Source organism: Streptomyces sp. NPDC102514, assembly GCF_055584525.1.
In genome coordinates, this window is record NZ_JBVJLW010000032.1 from 26,533 (window position 1) to 43,666 (window position 17,134).

Here is a 17,134-nt window from a genome sequence, read left to right on the forward strand (position 1 = left end):
ACTGCGACCGGGCAAAAACGCCCACAGTCTGGGCGGCCCCTCCGCTCGCGCGAAGGAGCCGTCCACCATCCGGACACGCCCGCCACCTGGGGTGATGTCCCGGCTACGCGGCGACCGGGGTGTAGTGCGAGGCGTCGCCCGCGATCGAGTGGCTCTCCTTGCCCTCGATGCCGACCGGCACGTCACCGGCGACCGTCACCCGGTTCAGGCGGCGCGGCAGACCGTCGTAGTTGTCGATGGCGTAGTGCTGGGTGATCCGGTTGTCGAACAGCACCAGCTGGTTCGGCGACCAGCGGTGGCGCAGGATGTTCTCGGGCCGTACGACATAGGCCTGGAGCAGGTCGAGGATCTTGCGGGACTCGCCCACCGACAGCCCCACGATCCGCTGGGCGAAGCCGCCGATGAACAGCCCGCGCTCACCGGTCAGCGGATGGACCCGGACCACGGGGTGGGCGGTGCGGAACTGGATGGACGTGAACTGGGCCCGCTGGGCGGCGTGCGCCGCGTCGATCTCCTCGTCCGGCACCGCGTAGTCGTAGTCGTTGGTGTGTTCGGCCCACAGGGTGTCCGCGAGGCGGCGCAGCGGCCCGGGCAGATCACGGTAGGCGGCGGCCGAACTGGCGATCAGCGTCTCGCCCCCGTACGGCGGGAGCGTGATGCTGCGCAGGGTGCTGGCCTGCGGCGGATTCAGGACGAACGTGACGTCGGTGTGCCAGTGGTTGGCGGCCCGGCCGCGCTCGCTGTCGACGGGCAGCACGTTCGGGGCGCCCTGAACGGCGGGCACGGTCGGATGGGCGGTGGTGAGGTCGCCGAAGTGCCGGGCGAAGGCCTGCTGGCCCTCGTCGTCCAGGTCGACGTCGTCGAAGACCAGCGCCTTGTGCTCGTCGAGGGCGCCGCGCAGGGCGGTGACGGTCTCCTCGTGGAGGGGCTTGGCGATGTCGACGCCGGATATCCGCGCGCCGATCCTCGCGGTGACCTTCTGGATCTCGATGTCGGGCATGGAGGGTCCTCTCGGGTGTTCAGACGCGGGCCGGCACCGGGGAGCCGGATGCAGGGGAGACGTGCTGGTTGGCGGGTCGGGGGAGGCCGTATCTCCCGCGCAGCGTCCGGCGCGGGCCGTACTCCTCGCGCAGCAGGCCGCGGGCGCGCAGGAGCGGGACGACATGGTCGACGAACGCTTCGAGGCCGGACGGCAGGACCGCGGGCATGATGTTGAAGCCGTCGGCGGCGCCGAGCGTGAACCACTCCTCGACGGTGTCGGCGACCTGCTCGGGCGTCCCGGTGAAGGTGAGGTGTCCGCGCCCGCCGCCGAGCCGGCCGATCAGCTGCCGCACGGTGAGGCGCTCGCGCCGGGCGAGTTCCACGACGAGCGTGTAGCGGCTCCTGGCGCCCTCGATGGAACTCTCGGGCGGCAGGTCGGCAGGGAGCCGGCCGTCCAACTCCAGCGTTCCGGGCGGCAGGTGCAGCAGGCCCTCCAGCCGGTCCACACCGTGCGTGTACACGATGTGGTCCTCCAGCACCTGCTCGTTCGCGCGTGCCTCCGCCTCCGTGGAGCCGATCACCGGGACGATGCCGGGCAGCACCTTGATGTGGTCGGGGGCGCGGCCGGCCGCCGCCGTGCGGGACTTGAGGTCGGCGTAGAAGTCCTGCGCGTCCTCCAGGGTCTGCTGCGCGGTGAACACCGCCTCCGCGTACCGGGCCGCGAACGCCTTGCCGTCCTTCGACGAGCCCGCCTGGACCAGCAGCGGATAACCCTGCGGGGAGCGCGGCACGTTGAGGGCGCCCTCGACGCCGAAGTACTTCCCCCGGTGCCGGGGCGGATGGATCTTCGAGTCGTCGCCCCAGACACCGGCCGCCTTGTCGGCGACGATCGCGTCGTCCTCCCAGCTGTCCCAGAGCTTGAGCGCCACATCGAGGAACTCGGCGGCACGGGCGTACCGCTCGGCGTGCGCGGGCTCCGCGTCCAGGCCGAAGTTGCGGGCGGCCTCGGCACCGGCCGTCGTGACGATGTTCCAGCCCGCCCGGCCCCCGCTGATGATGTCCAGCGAGGCGAACTTGCGGGCCAGGTTGTAGGGCGAGTTGTACGACGTGGAGGCGGTGGCGATCAGACCGATGTGCTCGGTGGCCGTCGCCAGCGCGGTGAGCAGGGTGAGCGGTTCCAGGGCGCCGGCCGGCCGCTGCGCGAGATTGCTCCACAGCTGCGGCCCGTCGGCGAGGAAGAGCGAGTCGAAGGTGCCGCGCTCGGCGGTACGCGCCAGCCGGACGTAGTGGTCCAGCTCCACATGGGCGTACGGATCGCTCTCCGGGAGCCGCCAGGAGGCCTCGTGGTGGCCGGTGTTCATGAGGAAGGCATTGAGGTGCAGCCGACGCCGGGTCACTGGTGGGTCTCCTGTTTCTCCTTGTGTTCCTGGTTCTTCTGGTTCTCCCGGCCCGCGTGGTCCTCCGTCACGCCGAGCGCGGCGAGCAGCCGCTCGCGGTACTCGCCGAGCAGCGGATCGCGGTACGAGCGCGGATGCGCGCGGTCGATGGTCAGGTCGAGGCCGATGCGGCCCTCGTCGAGGACGAGCACCCGGTCGGCGAGCACGATCGCCTCGTCCACGTCGTGCGTGACGAGGAGCACGGAGGGCCGGTGGCGCTCCCACAGCTCGCGCAGCAGCCCGTGCATCTTGATCCGGGTGAGCGCGTCCAGGGCGCCGAACGGTTCGTCGGCCAGCAGGAGTTCGGGGTCCCGGACCAGGGAGCGGGCCAGGGCGGCACGCTGGGCCTCGCCGCCGGACAGCTCGTTGGGCCAGGCCCGTTCGCGTCCCGCGAGACCCACCTCGGCGAGCGCGGCGCGGCCCCGCTCCGCCGCCTCCTTGCCGTCGGTGCCGAGCAGGACGTTGTCGAGGACGCGGCGCCAGGGCAGCAGCCGGGAGTCCTGGAAGACTACGGACACCCGGTCCGGGGCGGTCAGTTCACCCCTGCCGGCGACCTCGTGGTCGAGTCCCGCGATGGCGCGCAGCAGGGTGCTCTTGCCGGAGCCGCTGTGCCCCAGCAGGGCCGTGAGCTGCCCGGCCGGCAGGTCCAGGTCCACGTCGTCGAGGACGATCCGCCCGTCGAAGGAGCGGGTGAGACCCCTGAGCCGGACGGCCGGAGCCGCCGGAGCGGTGGGGGCGGGCCTGGACGTCAGCTGTTCAGTGTGCGTCGCCATGACAGCACCCTCCGTTCGATGAGGCGGACCGCGCTGTCGGAGACCAGGCCGAAGATCCCGTAGATGAGCAGGCCGACGAGGATCACATCCGTCTGGCCGTAGTTCTGGGCCTGGAACATCAGGTAGCCGAGGCCGCTGGTGGCGTTGATCTGCTCCAGCACCACCAGCCCGAGCCAGGAGCCGGTGACGCCGAGCCGGAGTCCCACGAAGAACCCGGGCAGCGCGCCGGGAACGACGATCTCCCGGATGAACCGGAGCCTCGACAGCCCCTGCACCTCGGCGAGTTCGACGAACCGGTGGTCGATGCCGGACAGCGCGGAGTACAGGTTCAGATAGATCGGGATGTAGACGACGATGGCGATGATCGCGATCTTGAAGGTCTCGCCGATGCCCAGCCACAGGATGAACAGCGGGATCAGACCCAGGGTCGGTATCGCCCGGTTGAGCTGGACCGTCCCGTCGATCAGCGCCTCGCCGACCCGGCTGAGCCCGGCCGTCAGCGCGAGGACCACCCCCGCGGTCAGCCCGAGGGCGAACCCGGTTCCGGCGCGCTGCAGCGAGGTGAGGATGTCGGTGGAGAGCGTGCCGTCGCTCCACAGCTGACCCGCGGTCTTCAGGACCGTCCAGGGCGCGGGGATCGCGTTGGTGTCCAGCTGCCCGGCGGCGGAGGCGGCGGCCCAGAGCGCGAAGAACAGGACGGGCCCGATGAGGCGGGAGGCGGGCAGCCGCTTGCCGGGGGAGAGGGCGCGGCGCCGCCCGGCGGTCCGCCGTGCGGGGACGGCGGCCTCGGTGCCTCCGGAGACCTCGCCGGCCGCCACGCTCTCGCCGGTCTCGCCGCTCTCGGACACGGAGGTCGCGGCGGTCGTGGTGGCGGCAGTGGCCGCGGTGGCCGCGGTGCTGGTGGTCATCGCACTCACTTCCGGTACTCGGCGGAGACGGCTTTCGCCGCGATGCCCTCGAAGCGGCGGTCGAAGAGCGAGTCGACCTCGAACCCCTTCACGAAGCCGCCCTCGGCCAGCAGGTCCGCGGTCTCCTGCTCCCACTTCACGGCCTCGTCCCAACTCGGCGGGAACAGCGGCTTGTTGGCCAGCTCGGTGATCGCCTCCGCCTGCGCGAGGCTGAGATTCTGCGTCTTGACGTAGAACTCCCTGTTCCAGTCGTCGGGGTGCTCGTACGCCCACACCTGGCCCTTGGCCCACCGCGGGATGTACGCGGCGACCGCGGCGGCCTTCGCCCTGTCGGCCAGCACGGAGGTGGGCGCCCACAGCAGGCTGAGGAGGTCCACGACGTCGGTGGGGAGGGTGTGGGCGCCCTTGGACCCGTACTGCTTGAGGTAGGCGGGCGACTGGCTGTTGGCGAGCGGGGCGATGTCCACCTGGCCCGCCTGGAGCGCGGTGAGGAACTGGTTGCTGGTCAGCGGCACCAGATCCACGTCGTCGTACGCCAGCCCGGCCTGCTTGAGCGCCCGCAGCAGGACGACTCCCTGGGCCTGGCCCTGCGAGAAGGCCAGCTTCTTCCCCTTGAAGTCCTTCACGGACTCGATGTCGCTGCCGGGCCTGGTGGCGAAGAGGTAGTTGGGCTTGCGGGTGATGTTGATCGCGACGATCTTCGCGTCGTAGCCCTGGTAGTGCGCCTGGATGGGCGGGATGCCCGCGTTGTTGGCGACGTCCTGGGACTTGGAGCGGAAGGCGTTGATGACGTCGGGACCGGCGCCGATGTTCGCCCAGGAGGACACCTCGAACGGCAGGTCGGTCAGCCCCGCGAGCTTGAACTGAAGCTGCTGGACGCCCTGGTAGGAGGAGATCTTGAGGCTCGTACCCGAGGGGACCTTGTCGGCCGGCGGGGCGGTCGCCGCCCCCTTGGCGCCGGTGTCGGCGGCCCTGCTGCCCGCGCAACCGCTGAGCCCGGCAGCGGCGGCGGCGCCGAGCAGGGAGGAGAGGAAGAGCCGCCGGTCGACTCCGGACGCGGACAGAGGTGGCATGGGAGGACTCCCTGAATTCATGGGGCGGTGCACGGGGCCGTGCTGCGGCGGACGGCGGGAGGGTGCGCGAAGAACCCGGCGGGGTGCGGCCGGGGAGGGTGGGACACGCGGAGGAGAGGTGCGCAGGAGCGGGACGACACACACGCGCGGTACGCGGCGGGAGGGCGACGGACGGACGCGAACGGACGCCGACGGAACGGATCGTCAGCGCGTCGACGTGTCAACGCTTCGGTGTGTCCACGCTCGGGCGGGTCAACAACAGAAGGTGCGGCAGCTCATGGACATGATGCTCCTGGCCTGGTGCGACGCCTGTCAACATTCGGATTTTCTGAATTAAATAGGTCCCGGTGAAGAGGCCGAGGAGACCGAAGAGGCCCGGAGCCTGCCCGGGGACACGGCGAGCGGATCCCGGTAGAGCACGTCCAGGGCCACCGAGCCGCCCGCGACGGCCAGCACCGAATCCGGGAAACTGGTCGGCGCGACGGCCGCCGCCCGGCCGGGCCCGACCTCCTCGCGCAGCGCGGCGAGGCAGTCCTCCCGGTGGATGGCGCCCACCTCGGTGACGACGACCGTGTCCGGGTTGAGCACGTCGAGCAGCAGCCCCACGGCCCGCCCCGTCATCCGCGAGCGGTGCAGCAGCAGACGTACGGCGTCCGTGTCGCCGCCCGCCGCGGCGGCCAGCACGTGCATGGGGTTCGCGCTGCGGATGACCCCCGCCTCCCGGGCCCGCCGGCACAGGGTCCGCTCGCTCAACTCCGCCTGCAGGCAGCCGGTCCGGCCGCAGTCGCAGCGTTCCGTGCCGCCCGCGAGCGGCAGATGGGCGATCGATCCCGCCTGGGAACGGGGACCGTGATGGACCTCGTCGTGAGTGGCGAACGCGGCGTCCACGACGTTGCCCGCGAACAGGTGCAGCAGGCTCAGCCCTTCACGCGCCACGGCCCCGAACAGCCGCTCCCCGTTGACCAGCGCCCGCGCGTGGCCGTCCACATGGACCGGCAGACCGGTGTACGCGTGGATCACCTCCCGCACGGGCACGTCCCGCCAGCCGAGCAGCGGATGCTCCACGACGGTCCCGGAGTCCCGGTCCACCCACCCGCCGGCCGCGAAGCCCACGGCGAGAGGGGTACGGCCCCGGGCGTCCGTCAGCAGGGCCCGCAGCCCGGCGGCGGCGTTCGCGAGGACCCGGGCCGGTTCGGGGGTGGTGCCGTCATGACTCAGCCGGCGCTCGGCGACGACCCGGCCGCGCAGGTCCAGCAGGGCGACCGTGGTGTACGGCACCGCCACGTGCACGCCGCCCACGACGAACCGGGAGCCGTCCAGGTCGACCGGTACGTGGGGGCGGCCGACCCCGTTCGACCGGCGCGGTCCGGGTGCCTCCCGGATCAGGCCGAGCGAGGTGAGCCGGGCGCAGTGGCCGGTGACCGAGGCCGGGGAGAGGCCGGTCAGCCGGGCCACGGTGCTGCGGGCCACCGGGCCGTGGTCCAGGACCGACCGCAGGACCGCGCTGGCGCTGGTCCTGCGCCGGTCGCTGTCGACTGCGCCCGGACGTACGGGTGCGAGGGAGGAACTGGGCATGGAGAACTTCCTCGGGGAGGGTCCGACACTGCGCCGACGTCTGTCTCGTCCAGGCGGGCCGGAATCCCTCCGCGCCCGCCTCAGGGGTGGCGACAGGTGGCCGTGCCCTGGCGGCGCAGGTCGACGTATCGACGCGACGCGAAGTTCTCGGCTTGGGGGACCATGCGACGAGGGTAGGCGCTACGCCCCCACCGAGCCAGGGCGTCACCGCCTCGGGGGCCGGCCCCCGAACCCTCGCTGGAGGACCTGGCCTGCGGGCCGGCGGGGGCGGGCCCAAAAGATTGCGCAGTTCCCCGCGCCCCCAAGAACCTGGGGGCGCAGCCCCCATGCGGTGACGGGAGGGTAGGGGCGGCGATCACACCCCCTCCGTGACCAGCATCACGCCCCCAGGCGTGTACGGCCCACCCTTTGTCGAAGGTGCACCAACCCCCGCCGACCCCGTTGTCGACCACTGACGGAGATCGACGCGACCCCCCTGGGATAGCGTCACGAACGACCCCCGCCCACACCCCCCGCCGGAGCCCCGATGACCACCGCCGTCGCCCAGACAACCCCGCGCCAGGTCCTCGCAGACCTCCTCCCCGCCTCCCGCGTCAGGGACATCGCACTCGTGGCGGGCGGCGCCGCACTCACCGGCCTCGCCGCCCAGATCGCGGTCCCGGTCCCCGGCTCCCCGGTCCCGGTCACCGGCCAGACCTTCGCCGCACTCCTCGTCGGCACGGCGCTCGGCGCCGGCCGCGGCCTCGCCTCCCTCGCCCTGTACGCGCTGCTCGGCCTCGCCGGTCTGCCGTGGTTCGCCGAGGGTTCCTCCGGCGCCACCGCCTCCTTCGGCTACATCCTCGGCATGCTGCTCGCCGCAACCGCCGTGGGCGCCCTCGCCCGCCGCGGCGCCGACCGCTCGGTGGTCCGCATGGCGGGCGCGATGCTGCTGGGCGAGGCGATCATCTACGCGATCGGCGTCCCGTACCTGGCCGTCGTCGCAGACCTGACGACCGCCCAGGCCGTGGCGGCGGGCCTGACCCCGTTCCTCATCGGCGACGCCCTCAAGGCCGCCCTGGCGATGGGCGTGCTCCCGGCCGTCTGGAAGCTCGTCAGGCGCGAGAGCTGACCGCCGCCACGCCGTAGTTCCTGCGGAAGAGGTTCGCCGGGTCGTACGCCGACTTCAGTCCGGCGAGCCTTTTCCGCGTCCGGGGGTCGTACAGCCCCCGCGCCCCACGAGCGTCCTCCCCACCCGTTCCCTCCGTTCCACCCGCTCCGTACGCGAAGTTCAGTGCCCGCCCGATCGTCCACGGCTCGACCGTCGCGAGGGCCCGGTGCAGCAGTTCCCGGGCCGGACCGTCGACGCCCCCGAGGACCCGTACGAGGAAGTGGCCTTCGCGATGCGGTACGGCGTTCGGCCGCGGCCGGGCCAGCGCGCCGCCCAGGTGGTTGACCTGGACGACGTACATCGAGGGCGCGTCCGGGCCGGTCAGCGCGAGGAGTTCGCCCACGGCGTCCACGGCGTCCTCGTCCAGGGCGCCGAGCACCGCGCTGTCCCCGTAGTACGCGTGGGGGAAGTCCGGATCGGAGTGGATCGTGTGGCTCTCGGCGTACGGCATCTCGCGCAGCGAGTCGGCGAGCACCGGGCCGATCCCGCGCAGCGGGGCGACGAGCCGCTCGCCGTCGGCGGCGGCGCCGGTGTACGCGACGCGCACGGAGAGCACGTACCGCCCGCGCAGGTGCGGCGGCAGCGCGGGCACGTCCGGGTAGGGCACGGCCGCGAACGACGAGGTCAGACCGTCCGGGACGGTCGCCGTCCAGCGCTCGTACGTACGCAGCGCCGCCACCGGATCCACCGCGCGCCCGTCGAAGGCGAGCGACCCGCCGTACAGCCGTGCCACCGGTACGAGGCCGATCTCCAGTTCGGTCACCACCCCCAGGTTCGCCCCGCCGCCGAGCAGCCCCCAGAAGAGGTCGCCGCCGTCGGAGGGTTCGGCACTGTCGGCGCTGACGTGCCGGAGGCGTCCGTCCGCCGTGACGACGTCCAGGGAGCGGACGTGGTCGGCCGCGTACCCGAACTCCCTCGCCAGGATGCCGAGTCCGCCGCCCAACGTGTACGCGACGGCGCCGACGCCGGGCGCGGAGCCGTTCAGCGGCGCGAGCCCGTACGGTTCGGCCGCCTCGACCACCTGCCGCCAGGTGACCCCCGCCCGCACCCGGACCGTGCGCGCCCGCGCGTCGACCGTCACCGCGTCCATCCGGCGCGTCGTGATGAGCACCCCGCCCTCGGCGTCGCCGGGCAGCCCGTGCCCGGTGGCCTGGACACCGACCGGCAGCCCCTCGGCCGCCGCGTACGTCACCGCGGCGACCACGTCCTCGGCGGACCGGGCGGCGAACACGGCGTCGGGCCGCAGCGTGAACCCGGTCTGGAAACCGTCCAGTTCGTCCTCGTACCCGGGGTCACCGGGCACGAGGACGGTACGGCCGGGGCTGATGAAGTCCTGCAGACTCACGGGGGGACGTCCTTCGCGGTCGAAGCGCACTCGAAGCGCTGCCGGTTCGCTGACGGACGTCATGCTGACGGGATTACCTGACACCCACCGTCAACATTTCCCGCGGCCCCGCGGCCCCGCGGCCCCGCGACCCCGTTGCCCCGCCTTCGTCAGGACTCGCTCCGTCCCTCGCGCCGCTGTGTCCACCACAGACCCGCCACTCCCGCGGAGATGAGCGCGGCACCCGCCGCCCCGAGCGGCAGCATCTGCTCGGCCGGACCGGTCCTGGGCAGTTCCTTGCCACCGGACTTGTCGCCCGACGTGTCCCCGGAGTCACCGGGCTTGTCGCCGCCCGGGGTGACGGGGCTGTTGTCGGTGCCGAGCAGGAGAGGTGTCGCCGGAGCGTTCGGCGAGGGGTTGTTGGCGCCGAACGGGACCGGGCCCTGCTGCCAGAACGTCTTCTTGCCGTCGGCGTCCTGGACGGGCAGGCAGATCTTGCCCTCCTTCTTCAGATCGAACGTCGCGTCCACCGCGTACGACGTCGACTTGCCGGCGGCCAGACCGTCGATGGCGCAGGCGAAGCCGCTGTTCGATCCCTCGGGAAGATCCTTCTCGGCGATTTCCGAACAACCCTTGACGCTCTTGACCGAGAGGCCGTCAAAACCGACCACGAGCAGTCGAATCGCACCGCTGTCCTTTGTTCCCCCGTTCTTCACCGTGGCGGTGATCGCCGTCTTCTGCGAACCGTTGTCGACGCTGATCTTCTCGGGCAGAGAGGTCGTCAGCTTGACACCCGTGGGGGCTTCGTCAACGGCCTTTCCCCCTTTGTCGCTCATCGGTCCCGGATCGTCCGCCCCGGCGGAGAAGGAAAGGATCATCACCGCCGAGAAAGATGCGGTGAGCAGCGATCCTGTGGCGATCGTCCTACGACGAGAACTCATGTTCGTCCCCCTTGTAACCCCGTGACTGCGCCTGAATTCGCAGTACTTGAAGAGGTACCACAAGATTTCTCCGCACTATGCTGGTGCGGCACAAAGTTGTGGCCATTGTGCTTCTTTGCGGTTCTTCTGTGGCGGGTGTTGAAGGGGGGCATGGGGGTGCCAGAAATAACGAGGGGCGGTATTCCGGGATTGCTGGTTACAGGTCGATACCGGTTGGTCGAGAGCATTGGACAAGGGGGAATGGGGCGGGTGTGGCGGGCCGCCGACGAAACGCTCGACCGGCAGGTCGCCGTCAAGGAGATGCGCATAGACGGCATGGACCAGGAGGACGCCAGGACCCGCCGCGAACGGACCCTGCGGGAGGCCAGGGCGACCGCCAGGATCGACCATCCCAACGTGGTGCGCGTGTACGACGTCGTGGACGAGGGCGAGCGCCTGTGGATCGTGATGGAGCTGGTCGACGGCCGCTCCCTCGAACGGGTCGTGGCGGAGGACGGGCCGCTGAGCCCGCGCGCCACGGCCCGGATCGGCCTCGAACTGGTGGCGGCGCTCGACCAGGTGCACGCGGGCGGTGTCCTGCACCGGGACATCAAACCGGGCAACGTCCTGATCGAACGGCGGGCCGGCCGGGTCGTCCTCACCGACTTCGGCATCGCCGCCATCCAGAACGCGGAAGCCCTCACGATGGCCGGCATGCTGGTCGGCTCACCCGACTACATGGCACCCGAGCGCGTCTCCGGCCGCCCGCAGGGCCCGCCGTCCGACCTCTGGTCCCTGGGCGCCACCCTCTGCGCGGCGCTGGGCGGCCGTTCCCCGTTCTCCCGCGCGACGACCCTCGCGACCCTGCACGCGGTGCTGTACGAGGAGCCCGAGATCCCCTCCGCGGCGGGGGAGGGCGAGTTGCGGGACGTACTCACGGCTCTGCTGCGGAAGGACCCCGCGGACCGTCCCGCGCTGGAGGAACTGGCCGCACTCCTCGGCCCGGCCGCGGACGGCACGACGGCGGCGCTCACGGTCACGGCCCCCGGCGGCGGGGAGCCGACTCCGGAGGCCGCCCCGGCTGCGACCCCGGCTGCGACCCCGGAGCCGGGACCGGAACCCGAGCCGGAACCCGAGCCGGAGGTCCAGCCGGAGCCGGAGCCCGGGGAACCGGCGGCCACCGGCCCCGCGGAGGCCGCCGAGCCCTCACCGGCCGGGGAGCCCCCGCCGTCCGAGCGCCCGACCCCCCTGTACGTACGCATCCCGCTCATGGAGCCGGTGGAGGACGCCGTACCGGCCGGGCACACCCGCACTCCGGAGGCACCCGCCCCCGAACCGCCCCCCGAGGTGGAGAACACGTCCTCGGAAGCCCCTCCCGAGGGCACCCCGGAGATCCCGTCCGAGGGAGCCACACCAGGGCAGGCGTTCCGCGCGCCCGGCGTCCGGCCGGAGCGGCAGGAACCGCCGAAGCCGACACCGACGCAGGCGGAACTGCCGCAGCCGACGCACTCGCCGCAGCCGCCGGTGTCGGAGCCACCAGTGGTGGTGGCGGAGTCGGAGCAGGAACGGAACGCCGGGCTGCCCACGGGGTCCCGGATCGACCCGACCCCGCCCGCAGCGCCGCCCACCGGAGACCGGACCCAGGGCCTCCGCGGCCTGCGGGGCCGGAAGGGCCTGATCGCCGCCGTGGGCGTGGTCGTCGCCGGGGCACTCGCCGGCCTGCTCATCCCGATGCTCGGCGGCCCGGCCGACGACAAGGACAAGGCGGGCCCGTCCGCGTCCGGCGTCAAAGGCAGCAGCCCCACCGTCGCGGGCACCGCCCGCCCGCCGAGCCTCCCGGCGGGCTCCCGCACGGAGGCGGGCCTGTACGCCTGGGTGCCGCCCGACGGCTGGGACCGGGTCGTGCAGAGCGGCGCCGAGGTCCACTACACGTCACCGGACCGCAAGCAGGAGATCCTGGCCAACGCCTCCCCGGCCCGCGGCGATCTCATGGACCAGTGGAAGAAGACGGAGGAGACCACGAGCAAGGGCCTCGACTACCAGCGGATCCGGCTGGAGGAGACCACGTTCAGGGGGGCGCCCGCCGTCGTCTGGGAGTACACGGTCACGGCCAAGGGGCTGCCCTGGCACGCCCGGCTGCTCGGCTTCGACGCCGACGGCAAGTCGTACGAGGTCACCACCTGGTACCACCCGGACGTGGAGGAACGGGCACTGCGCGTCTACGAGAACATCAAGAAGAGCTTCACGCCCCTGTGACCGAACTCTCCGAGCACGGCACTCTCCGCACGCCGCACACGACGGCGCCTCCGCGGAAAGGATCCGCGAAGGCGCCGTACGAACCAACGGTTGTCGTGGGGGTGCGGGGACAGCCGTCAGACCTGCTCGGTGTCAGTGGCGTTCGACGACTCCCGCGGCCGGCCGGCCTTCCCGCGCCGCAGCTTCTCCATCACCAGCGAGATGCCCACGACCACGGCCGCCACCAGCAGGGACAGCAGTACGGTCTGGCGGCCGTCGTGCTCGGTGTCGGTGAGCATGTAGCCGAGGACGAAGACGATCAGCGCGATCGTCGCCCACGTCAGATACGGGTACAGCCACATCCGTACGACCAGCTTCTCCGGCGTCTCCCGCTCGATGATCTTCCGCATGCGCAGCTGCGAGAGACAGATGACGAGCCAGACGAACAGGGCCACCGCGCCGGAGGAGTTGACGAGGAAGAGGAAGACCGAGTCGGGGAACTCGTAGTTGAAGAACACGGCGACGAAGCCGAAGGCGACCGACGCGAGGATCGCGGTCATCGGGACGCCACGGCCCGTGGTGCGGGCGAAGGCCTTGGGCGCGTCACCGCGCCGGCCGAGCGAGAACGCCATGCGGGAGGCCGTGTAGAGGCCGGAGTTGAGACAGGACAGGACGGACGTCAGCACGATGAACTTCATGATCTCGCCGGCGTTGGCGATACCGAGGGAGTTCAGGGCGGCGACGTACGAACCGTCCTTCTGGATGGACTCCGAGTCCCACGGCAGCAGCGTGACGACGACGAAGATCGAGCCGAGGTAGAAGACGCCGATCCGCCAGATGACGCTGTTGGTGGACTTGGTGACGGCGCGCTGCGGGTTCTCGGACTCGCCGGCCGCGAGGGTGGCGATCTCGCTGCCCATGAAGGAGAAGACGACGAGCAGGATGCCGGTGAGGATCGAACCGGGTCCGTGCGGCAGGAAGCCGCCGTGTTCCGTGAGGTTCCCGAGCCCGGCGCTGTCGGTGTCGGCACCCGGCAGTACGCCGAAGACCGCGAGCCCGCCGATGACGATGAAGGCGCCGATGGCGACGACCTTGATCCCGGCGAACCAGAACTCGAACTCGCCGTACGAGCCGACGGAGCCGAGGTTCGTCGCCGTCAGTACGAGCATGACGATCAGCGCCCAGCCCCACTGCGGCACGGCCGGGACCCAGCTCTCCAGGATCACCGCGCCCGCGGTGGCCTCGATCGCGAGGACGACGACCCAGAAGAACCAGTAGAGCCAGCCGATCGAGAAGCCCGCCCAGCGGCCGAGCGCCCGGTCGGCGTGCGCGGAGAACGAGCCCGAGGTCGGATTCGCGGCGGACATCTCACCGAGCATCCGCATCACGAGGACGACCATGGTCCCGACGAGGGCGTAGGAGAGCAGGATGCCGGGGCCCGCGGTGGCGATACCGGAGCTGGAGCCGACGAAGAGGCCGGCGCCGATGACCCCGCCGATCGCGATCATCGACAGATGCCGGTTCTTGAGCCCGGCCTGGAGTCCGCCGTCGGGTTCTCCGGGACCTTCGGGGCCGTTACCGGCCTTTGTCAGGGTCGGCTGCGAGGCCATGGGGGGATTCCTTTGCGCCGGGGACTGTGGGGACTGGGAGGACCGTGGGGAGTGCGGGTGGGGGTGGGGCTCGGCGAGCCGGTCCAGTGAATCCCAGGCGAATAGATTCGTGAACCTTTGAATCCAGATCGTTACTTGAGGTTTCTCTGAGGTTCTATAGGATTACCAGTGCTTTTCCGCCACTCGCCCCGGAGCGTTTCCTGCGCGTGCCCCGACGGGGCCGATCCGAAACGGCCGTGTCACACTCGGACCATGCGCGTGTACCTCGGCTCCGACCATGCCGGTTTCGAACTCAAGAACCACCTCGTCGAGTGGCTCAAGTCAGCCGGGCACGAGCCCGTCGACTGCGGGCCCCTCATCTATGACGCCCAGGACGACTACCCGCCGTTCTGCCTGCGTGCCGCCGAGCGTGCCGCGGCCGACCCCGAGGGTCTGGGCATCGTGATCGGCGGGTCCGGGAACGGCGAGCAGATCGCCGCGAACAAGGTCGCGGGGGTGCGGGCGGCTCTCGCGTGGAGCGTGGAGACGGCTGCGCTCGGGCGGCAGCACAATGACGCCAACGTCGTGGCCGTCGGGGCGCGGATGCACTCCGAGGAGGACGCGACGAAGTTCGTCGAGACCTTCCTGAACACGCCGTTCTCGGGCGACGAGCGCCACATCCGCCGCATCGACATGCTGGCGTCGTACGAGACGACCCGGGAGCTCCCCCCGATCCCGCCGCACCACCCGCAGGGCTAGCCCACCCGTCACTGCATGGGGGCTGCGCCCCCTCGCCCCCGTTGCGCAGTTCCCCGCGCCCCTAGGTACCTAGGGGCGCGGGGAACTGCGCGATCAGCCCCCACCGAACCCGCAGGGCTAGAAGCCTTTTTCGCCCCCGCCGCCCCTACCCGTTCCCGTCACGTACTCAGGGGCTCCGCCCCCGGACCCCCGGTCCTCAGACGCCGGACGGGCTGATTTTCAGCCCGTCCGGCGTTTGAGGACGAGCGCGCGAGCGCGACAGGGGGGTCTGGGGGCGCAGCCCTCAGTTTCGGGAAGGGGCGGGGCTGGGGAGAAGGAACCCGCTAGGAGGACCCGTGCCGGAGGGGCACACCATTCATCGGCTGGCCGAGGACTACCTCGGCGGATTCGGTGGCCGCAAGGCCCACGTGACCAGCCCCCAGGGCAAGTTCACGGACGCCGCCGCCCTCCTGGACGGCACGGCCCTCACCACCGCCGAGGCCCACGGAAAGCACCTCTTCCTCCGCTTCGAGACGGACGACTGGATCCACATCCACCTCGGCCTCTTCGGCAAGGTGAACTTCGGTGGCGCCCCCGCACTCCCGCCCACGGACACGGTCCGCCTGAGGCTCAGGAACGACACCGCGTACGTGGACCTCCGCGGCCCCACGACCTGCACCCTCATCGCGGACGCGGAGAAGCAGGCGGTGCACGACCGCCTGGGCCCCGACCCGCTGCGCGAGGACGCCGAACCGGCAAGCGCGTACGAGCGTGTCTCCCGCAGCCGTACGACGATCGCCGCCCTCCTCATGGACCAGAAGGTCATCGCGGGCGTCGGGAACGTCTACCGCGCGGAGGTCCTCTTCCGGCACGGCATCGACCCGTACCGGCCGGGCCGGGACATCACGCGCGCCGAGTGGGACGCGATGTGGGCGGACCTGGTGGTGCTCATGCGCGAGGGGGTCCGCAACAACCGCATCGACACGGTCCGCCCGGAGCACGAGCCGGAGGCGATGGGCCGCCCGCCGCGCAAGGACGACCACGGCGGCGAGGTCTACGTGTACCGCAGGGCCACCATGCCCTGCCTCGTCTGTGGCGGCGAGATCCGCACCGCCGGTCTCGCCGCCCGCAACCTCTTCTGGTGCCCGGTCTGTCAGAAGAACTGAAGAACTGACAGACCGGGCACCAGGTCCGCTCAGCCGAATCGGTCGAATCAGTCGAACGGGTCGAGCGAGATGGTCGCGTCCTTCGGGTCGCCGTCGTGCACCAGCGACTCGTGGTTGCCGACGTCGTCGAAGGCGAAGGCGTACGCCTGCCCGTTCTGCATCTGGTCGTGCACCAGCCGGGCGTAGTGGTTGCTGACGCCGTCCTGGTAGAAGCCGGACGCGTCGGCGTCGGGCTGCTCGGAGTTGGTGAGCAGCGTCGAGCGGTTGTACGCGGCGCACAGGGTCCGCGAAATGGGGCCGCGCACCTGGTCGTTGGGGGCGTCCAGCTTGTTGTAGCAGCCGAACACGGAGTCGGAGTCGGGCTTCTCGAAGGACGTCACGACGGCGCCTGTGCCGTCGGTGAAGTCCATCGTGTCGCCGTTGACCTTGCCGAAGTACTTCGTGTCGGGCCGGTCCTTGAACGGCGTCACCGTGAGCGTGTCGCTCGCGTACTTCGTCCAGACCCGGTCGATGTAGTCGTCCAGCACACCGGCCGGGATGGCGCCCGAGCCGATGGCGTGGCCGGGGGCGAGCACCCGCAGCGGGGTGCCGTCACCGCGGGTCTCGACCAGTTTCTCCCAGCCGCCGCCCTGCTCCTTCAGCCCGTTCACGACGGCCTGGTAGCCGCCCGCCTTGAGCGTGCCGGTCTCCTTGGCGGAGCCGTCACCGGCGGTGAGGCCCACCGAGTACGGCGCGGAGAACATGTCGACCTGGGTGGAGTTCAGCCACAGACCGGAGTCGTTGAACGTGTACTCGGTCCAGTTGAACAGGATGTCGTGGTTGGGGTCGGAGGCGTTCTGCACGGCGGGCTGCACGAGACCGCCGTCGGCGAGCCGGAAGTCCAGCTTCTCGCCGTACGAGAAGTAGACCCGGCCGGAGAACTTAGGGAGCTGGACGGTCTTGGACGCGCCGTCGGCGGGGCCGGCGAACGAGGCGTCGGGCGCCGGGACCGGCGGGGCGCCGCCGGCCGGCCAGGCGTGGAAGACGCCGGACTCGTCGGCGTACCCCTGCTTGCCCGAGGCGAGTTCGGTGCCGATCACGTACACGTACACCTGTTCGCCGCTGCCCGAGGTGTTCTTCAGGGTGAGCGGGATGGTGTCCGGGACGGCCGAGGCGCGGTCGGCGGGGCCTACGACGACGGCGACGGCGCCGAGCGCGGCCGCGACGGCCAGGGAAGCCGTCAGCTTGCGGGGAGAGAACAGGTGCATGAGGTCCTCGTCGGTGGGGGAT

At 71.3% G+C, this 17,134-nt stretch carries 14 protein-coding genes; 4 read left to right on the forward strand and 10 right to left on the reverse strand.

Features of this window, described 5'->3' with window-relative positions:
• Nucleotides 1-103 precede the first annotated feature (103 nt).
• From ACZ60E_RS43335 to ACZ60E_RS43360, 6 genes are all read right to left on the reverse strand, one after another.
• Nucleotides 104-1,000 (reverse strand): TauD/TfdA dioxygenase family protein, encoded by an 897-nt coding sequence (locus ACZ60E_RS43335; RefSeq protein WP_469447848.1) that lies wholly within the window; start codon nucleotides 998-1,000, stop codon nucleotides 104-106.
• Nucleotides 1,001-1,019: 19 nt separating this feature from the next.
• On the reverse strand, nucleotides 1,020-2,378 hold the full coding sequence (locus tag ACZ60E_RS43340; RefSeq protein ID WP_469447850.1) for an LLM class flavin-dependent oxidoreductase: 1,359 nt from the start codon (nucleotides 2,376-2,378) through the stop codon (nucleotides 1,020-1,022).
• Complete coding sequence (locus tag ACZ60E_RS43345; RefSeq protein WP_469447852.1) at nucleotides 2,375-3,190, reverse strand: ABC transporter ATP-binding protein; 816 nt, start codon at nucleotides 3,188-3,190, stop codon at nucleotides 2,375-2,377. Before ACZ60E_RS43345 ends, ACZ60E_RS43340 begins: the two co-directional genes overlap by 4 nt.
• On the reverse strand, nucleotides 3,166-4,107 hold the full coding sequence (locus ACZ60E_RS43350; protein ID WP_469447854.1) for an ABC transporter permease: 942 nt from the start codon (nucleotides 4,105-4,107) through the stop codon (nucleotides 3,166-3,168). Before ACZ60E_RS43350 ends, ACZ60E_RS43345 begins: the two co-directional genes overlap by 25 nt.
• Nucleotides 4,104-5,171: an ABC transporter substrate-binding protein gene (locus ACZ60E_RS43355; RefSeq protein WP_469447856.1), complete on the reverse strand. Its 1,068-nt coding sequence runs from the start codon at nucleotides 5,169-5,171 to the stop codon at nucleotides 4,104-4,106. The genes ACZ60E_RS43350 and ACZ60E_RS43355 overlap by 4 nt, the downstream gene beginning before the upstream one ends.
• Before the next feature lie 333 nt (nucleotides 5,172-5,504).
• Complete coding sequence (locus tag ACZ60E_RS43360; protein ID WP_469447858.1) at nucleotides 5,505-6,746, reverse strand: ROK family protein; 1,242 nt, start codon at nucleotides 6,744-6,746, stop codon at nucleotides 5,505-5,507.
• 526 nt (nucleotides 6,747-7,272) lie between these two features.
• Here ACZ60E_RS43360 and ACZ60E_RS43365 point away from each other — a divergent pair.
• Entirely contained in the window at nucleotides 7,273-7,854 is a 582-nt protein-coding gene (locus ACZ60E_RS43365) for a biotin transporter BioY (protein WP_384813807.1), read from the forward strand.
• On the opposite strand, the gene ACZ60E_RS43370 is transcribed toward ACZ60E_RS43365, so the two are convergent.
• Together ACZ60E_RS43370 and ACZ60E_RS43375 are read right to left on the reverse strand one after the other, a co-directional pair.
• Nucleotides 7,838-9,238, reverse strand: a complete 1,401-nt coding sequence (locus ACZ60E_RS43370; RefSeq protein WP_469447860.1) for an FAD-binding oxidoreductase — start codon at nucleotides 9,236-9,238, stop codon at nucleotides 7,838-7,840. The two genes, ACZ60E_RS43365 and ACZ60E_RS43370, sit on opposite strands and share 17 nt — an antisense overlap.
• A gap of 149 nt (nucleotides 9,239-9,387) precedes the next feature.
• A complete protein-coding gene (locus ACZ60E_RS43375) occupies nucleotides 9,388-10,158 on the reverse strand; it encodes an LPXTG cell wall anchor domain-containing protein (protein ID WP_453796060.1) in 771 nt (256 codons plus the stop codon).
• A 240-nt stretch (nucleotides 10,159-10,398) separates the two neighbouring features.
• Here ACZ60E_RS43375 and ACZ60E_RS43380 point away from each other — a divergent pair, with 240 nt between their 5' ends.
• Nucleotides 10,399-12,393, forward strand: a complete 1,995-nt coding sequence (locus ACZ60E_RS43380; protein ID WP_469447862.1) for a protein kinase domain-containing protein — start codon at nucleotides 10,399-10,401, stop codon at nucleotides 12,391-12,393.
• Nucleotides 12,394-12,509: 116 nt separating this feature from the next.
• On the opposite strand, the gene ACZ60E_RS43385 is transcribed toward ACZ60E_RS43380, so the two are convergent.
• The gene (locus tag ACZ60E_RS43385) at nucleotides 12,510-13,982 is read right to left on the reverse strand and encodes an amino acid permease (RefSeq protein ID WP_469447864.1); all 1,473 of its coding nucleotides are present in this window, start codon (nucleotides 13,980-13,982) and stop codon (nucleotides 12,510-12,512) included.
• Nucleotides 13,983-14,234: 252 nt separating this feature from the next.
• Between ACZ60E_RS43385 and ACZ60E_RS43390 the strand changes: the two genes are divergently transcribed.
• Entirely contained in the window at nucleotides 14,235-14,720 is a 486-nt protein-coding gene (locus tag ACZ60E_RS43390) for a ribose-5-phosphate isomerase (RefSeq protein WP_384813796.1), read from the forward strand.
• Between the two features lie 335 nt (nucleotides 14,721-15,055).
• Entirely contained in the window at nucleotides 15,056-15,865 is an 810-nt protein-coding gene (locus ACZ60E_RS43395) for an Fpg/Nei family DNA glycosylase (RefSeq protein WP_385839215.1), read from the forward strand.
• A gap of 47 nt (nucleotides 15,866-15,912) precedes the next feature.
• On the opposite strand, the gene ACZ60E_RS43400 is transcribed toward ACZ60E_RS43395, so the two are convergent.
• On the reverse strand, nucleotides 15,913-17,112 hold the full coding sequence (locus ACZ60E_RS43400; protein ID WP_469447867.1) for a glycoside hydrolase family 64 protein: 1,200 nt from the start codon (nucleotides 17,110-17,112) through the stop codon (nucleotides 15,913-15,915).
• Nucleotides 17,113-17,134 lie beyond the last annotated feature (22 nt).

Bases quoted from the DNA above. Each gene is read 5' to 3' on its own strand.
- ACZ60E_RS43355 (WP_469447856.1), bottom strand. From the start codon at position 5,171: ATGCCACCTCTGTCCGCGTCCGGAGTCGACCGGCGGCTCTTCCTCTCC.
- ACZ60E_RS43345 (WP_469447852.1), bottom strand. From the start codon at position 3,190: ATGGCGACGCACACTGAACAGCTGACGTCCAGGCCCGCCCCCACCGCT.
- ACZ60E_RS43375 (WP_453796060.1), bottom strand. From the start codon at position 10,158: ATGAGTTCTCGTCGTAGGACGATCGCCACAGGATCGCTGCTCACCGCA.
- ACZ60E_RS43385 (WP_469447864.1), bottom strand. From the start codon at position 13,982: ATGGCCTCGCAGCCGACCCTGACAAAGGCCGGTAACGGCCCCGAAGGT.
- ACZ60E_RS43390 (WP_384813796.1), top strand. From the start codon at position 14,235: ATGCGCGTGTACCTCGGCTCCGACCATGCCGGTTTCGAACTCAAGAAC.
- ACZ60E_RS43335 (WP_469447848.1), bottom strand. From the start codon at position 1,000: ATGCCCGACATCGAGATCCAGAAGGTCACCGCGAGGATCGGCGCGCGG.
- ACZ60E_RS43360 (WP_469447858.1), bottom strand. From the start codon at position 6,746: ATGCCCAGTTCCTCCCTCGCACCCGTACGTCCGGGCGCAGTCGACAGC.
- ACZ60E_RS43380 (WP_469447862.1), top strand. From the start codon at position 10,399: ATGGGGCGGGTGTGGCGGGCCGCCGACGAAACGCTCGACCGGCAGGTC.
- ACZ60E_RS43400 (WP_469447867.1), bottom strand. From the start codon at position 17,112: ATGCACCTGTTCTCTCCCCGCAAGCTGACGGCTTCCCTGGCCGTCGCG.
- ACZ60E_RS43365 (WP_384813807.1), top strand. From the start codon at position 7,273: ATGACCACCGCCGTCGCCCAGACAACCCCGCGCCAGGTCCTCGCAGAC.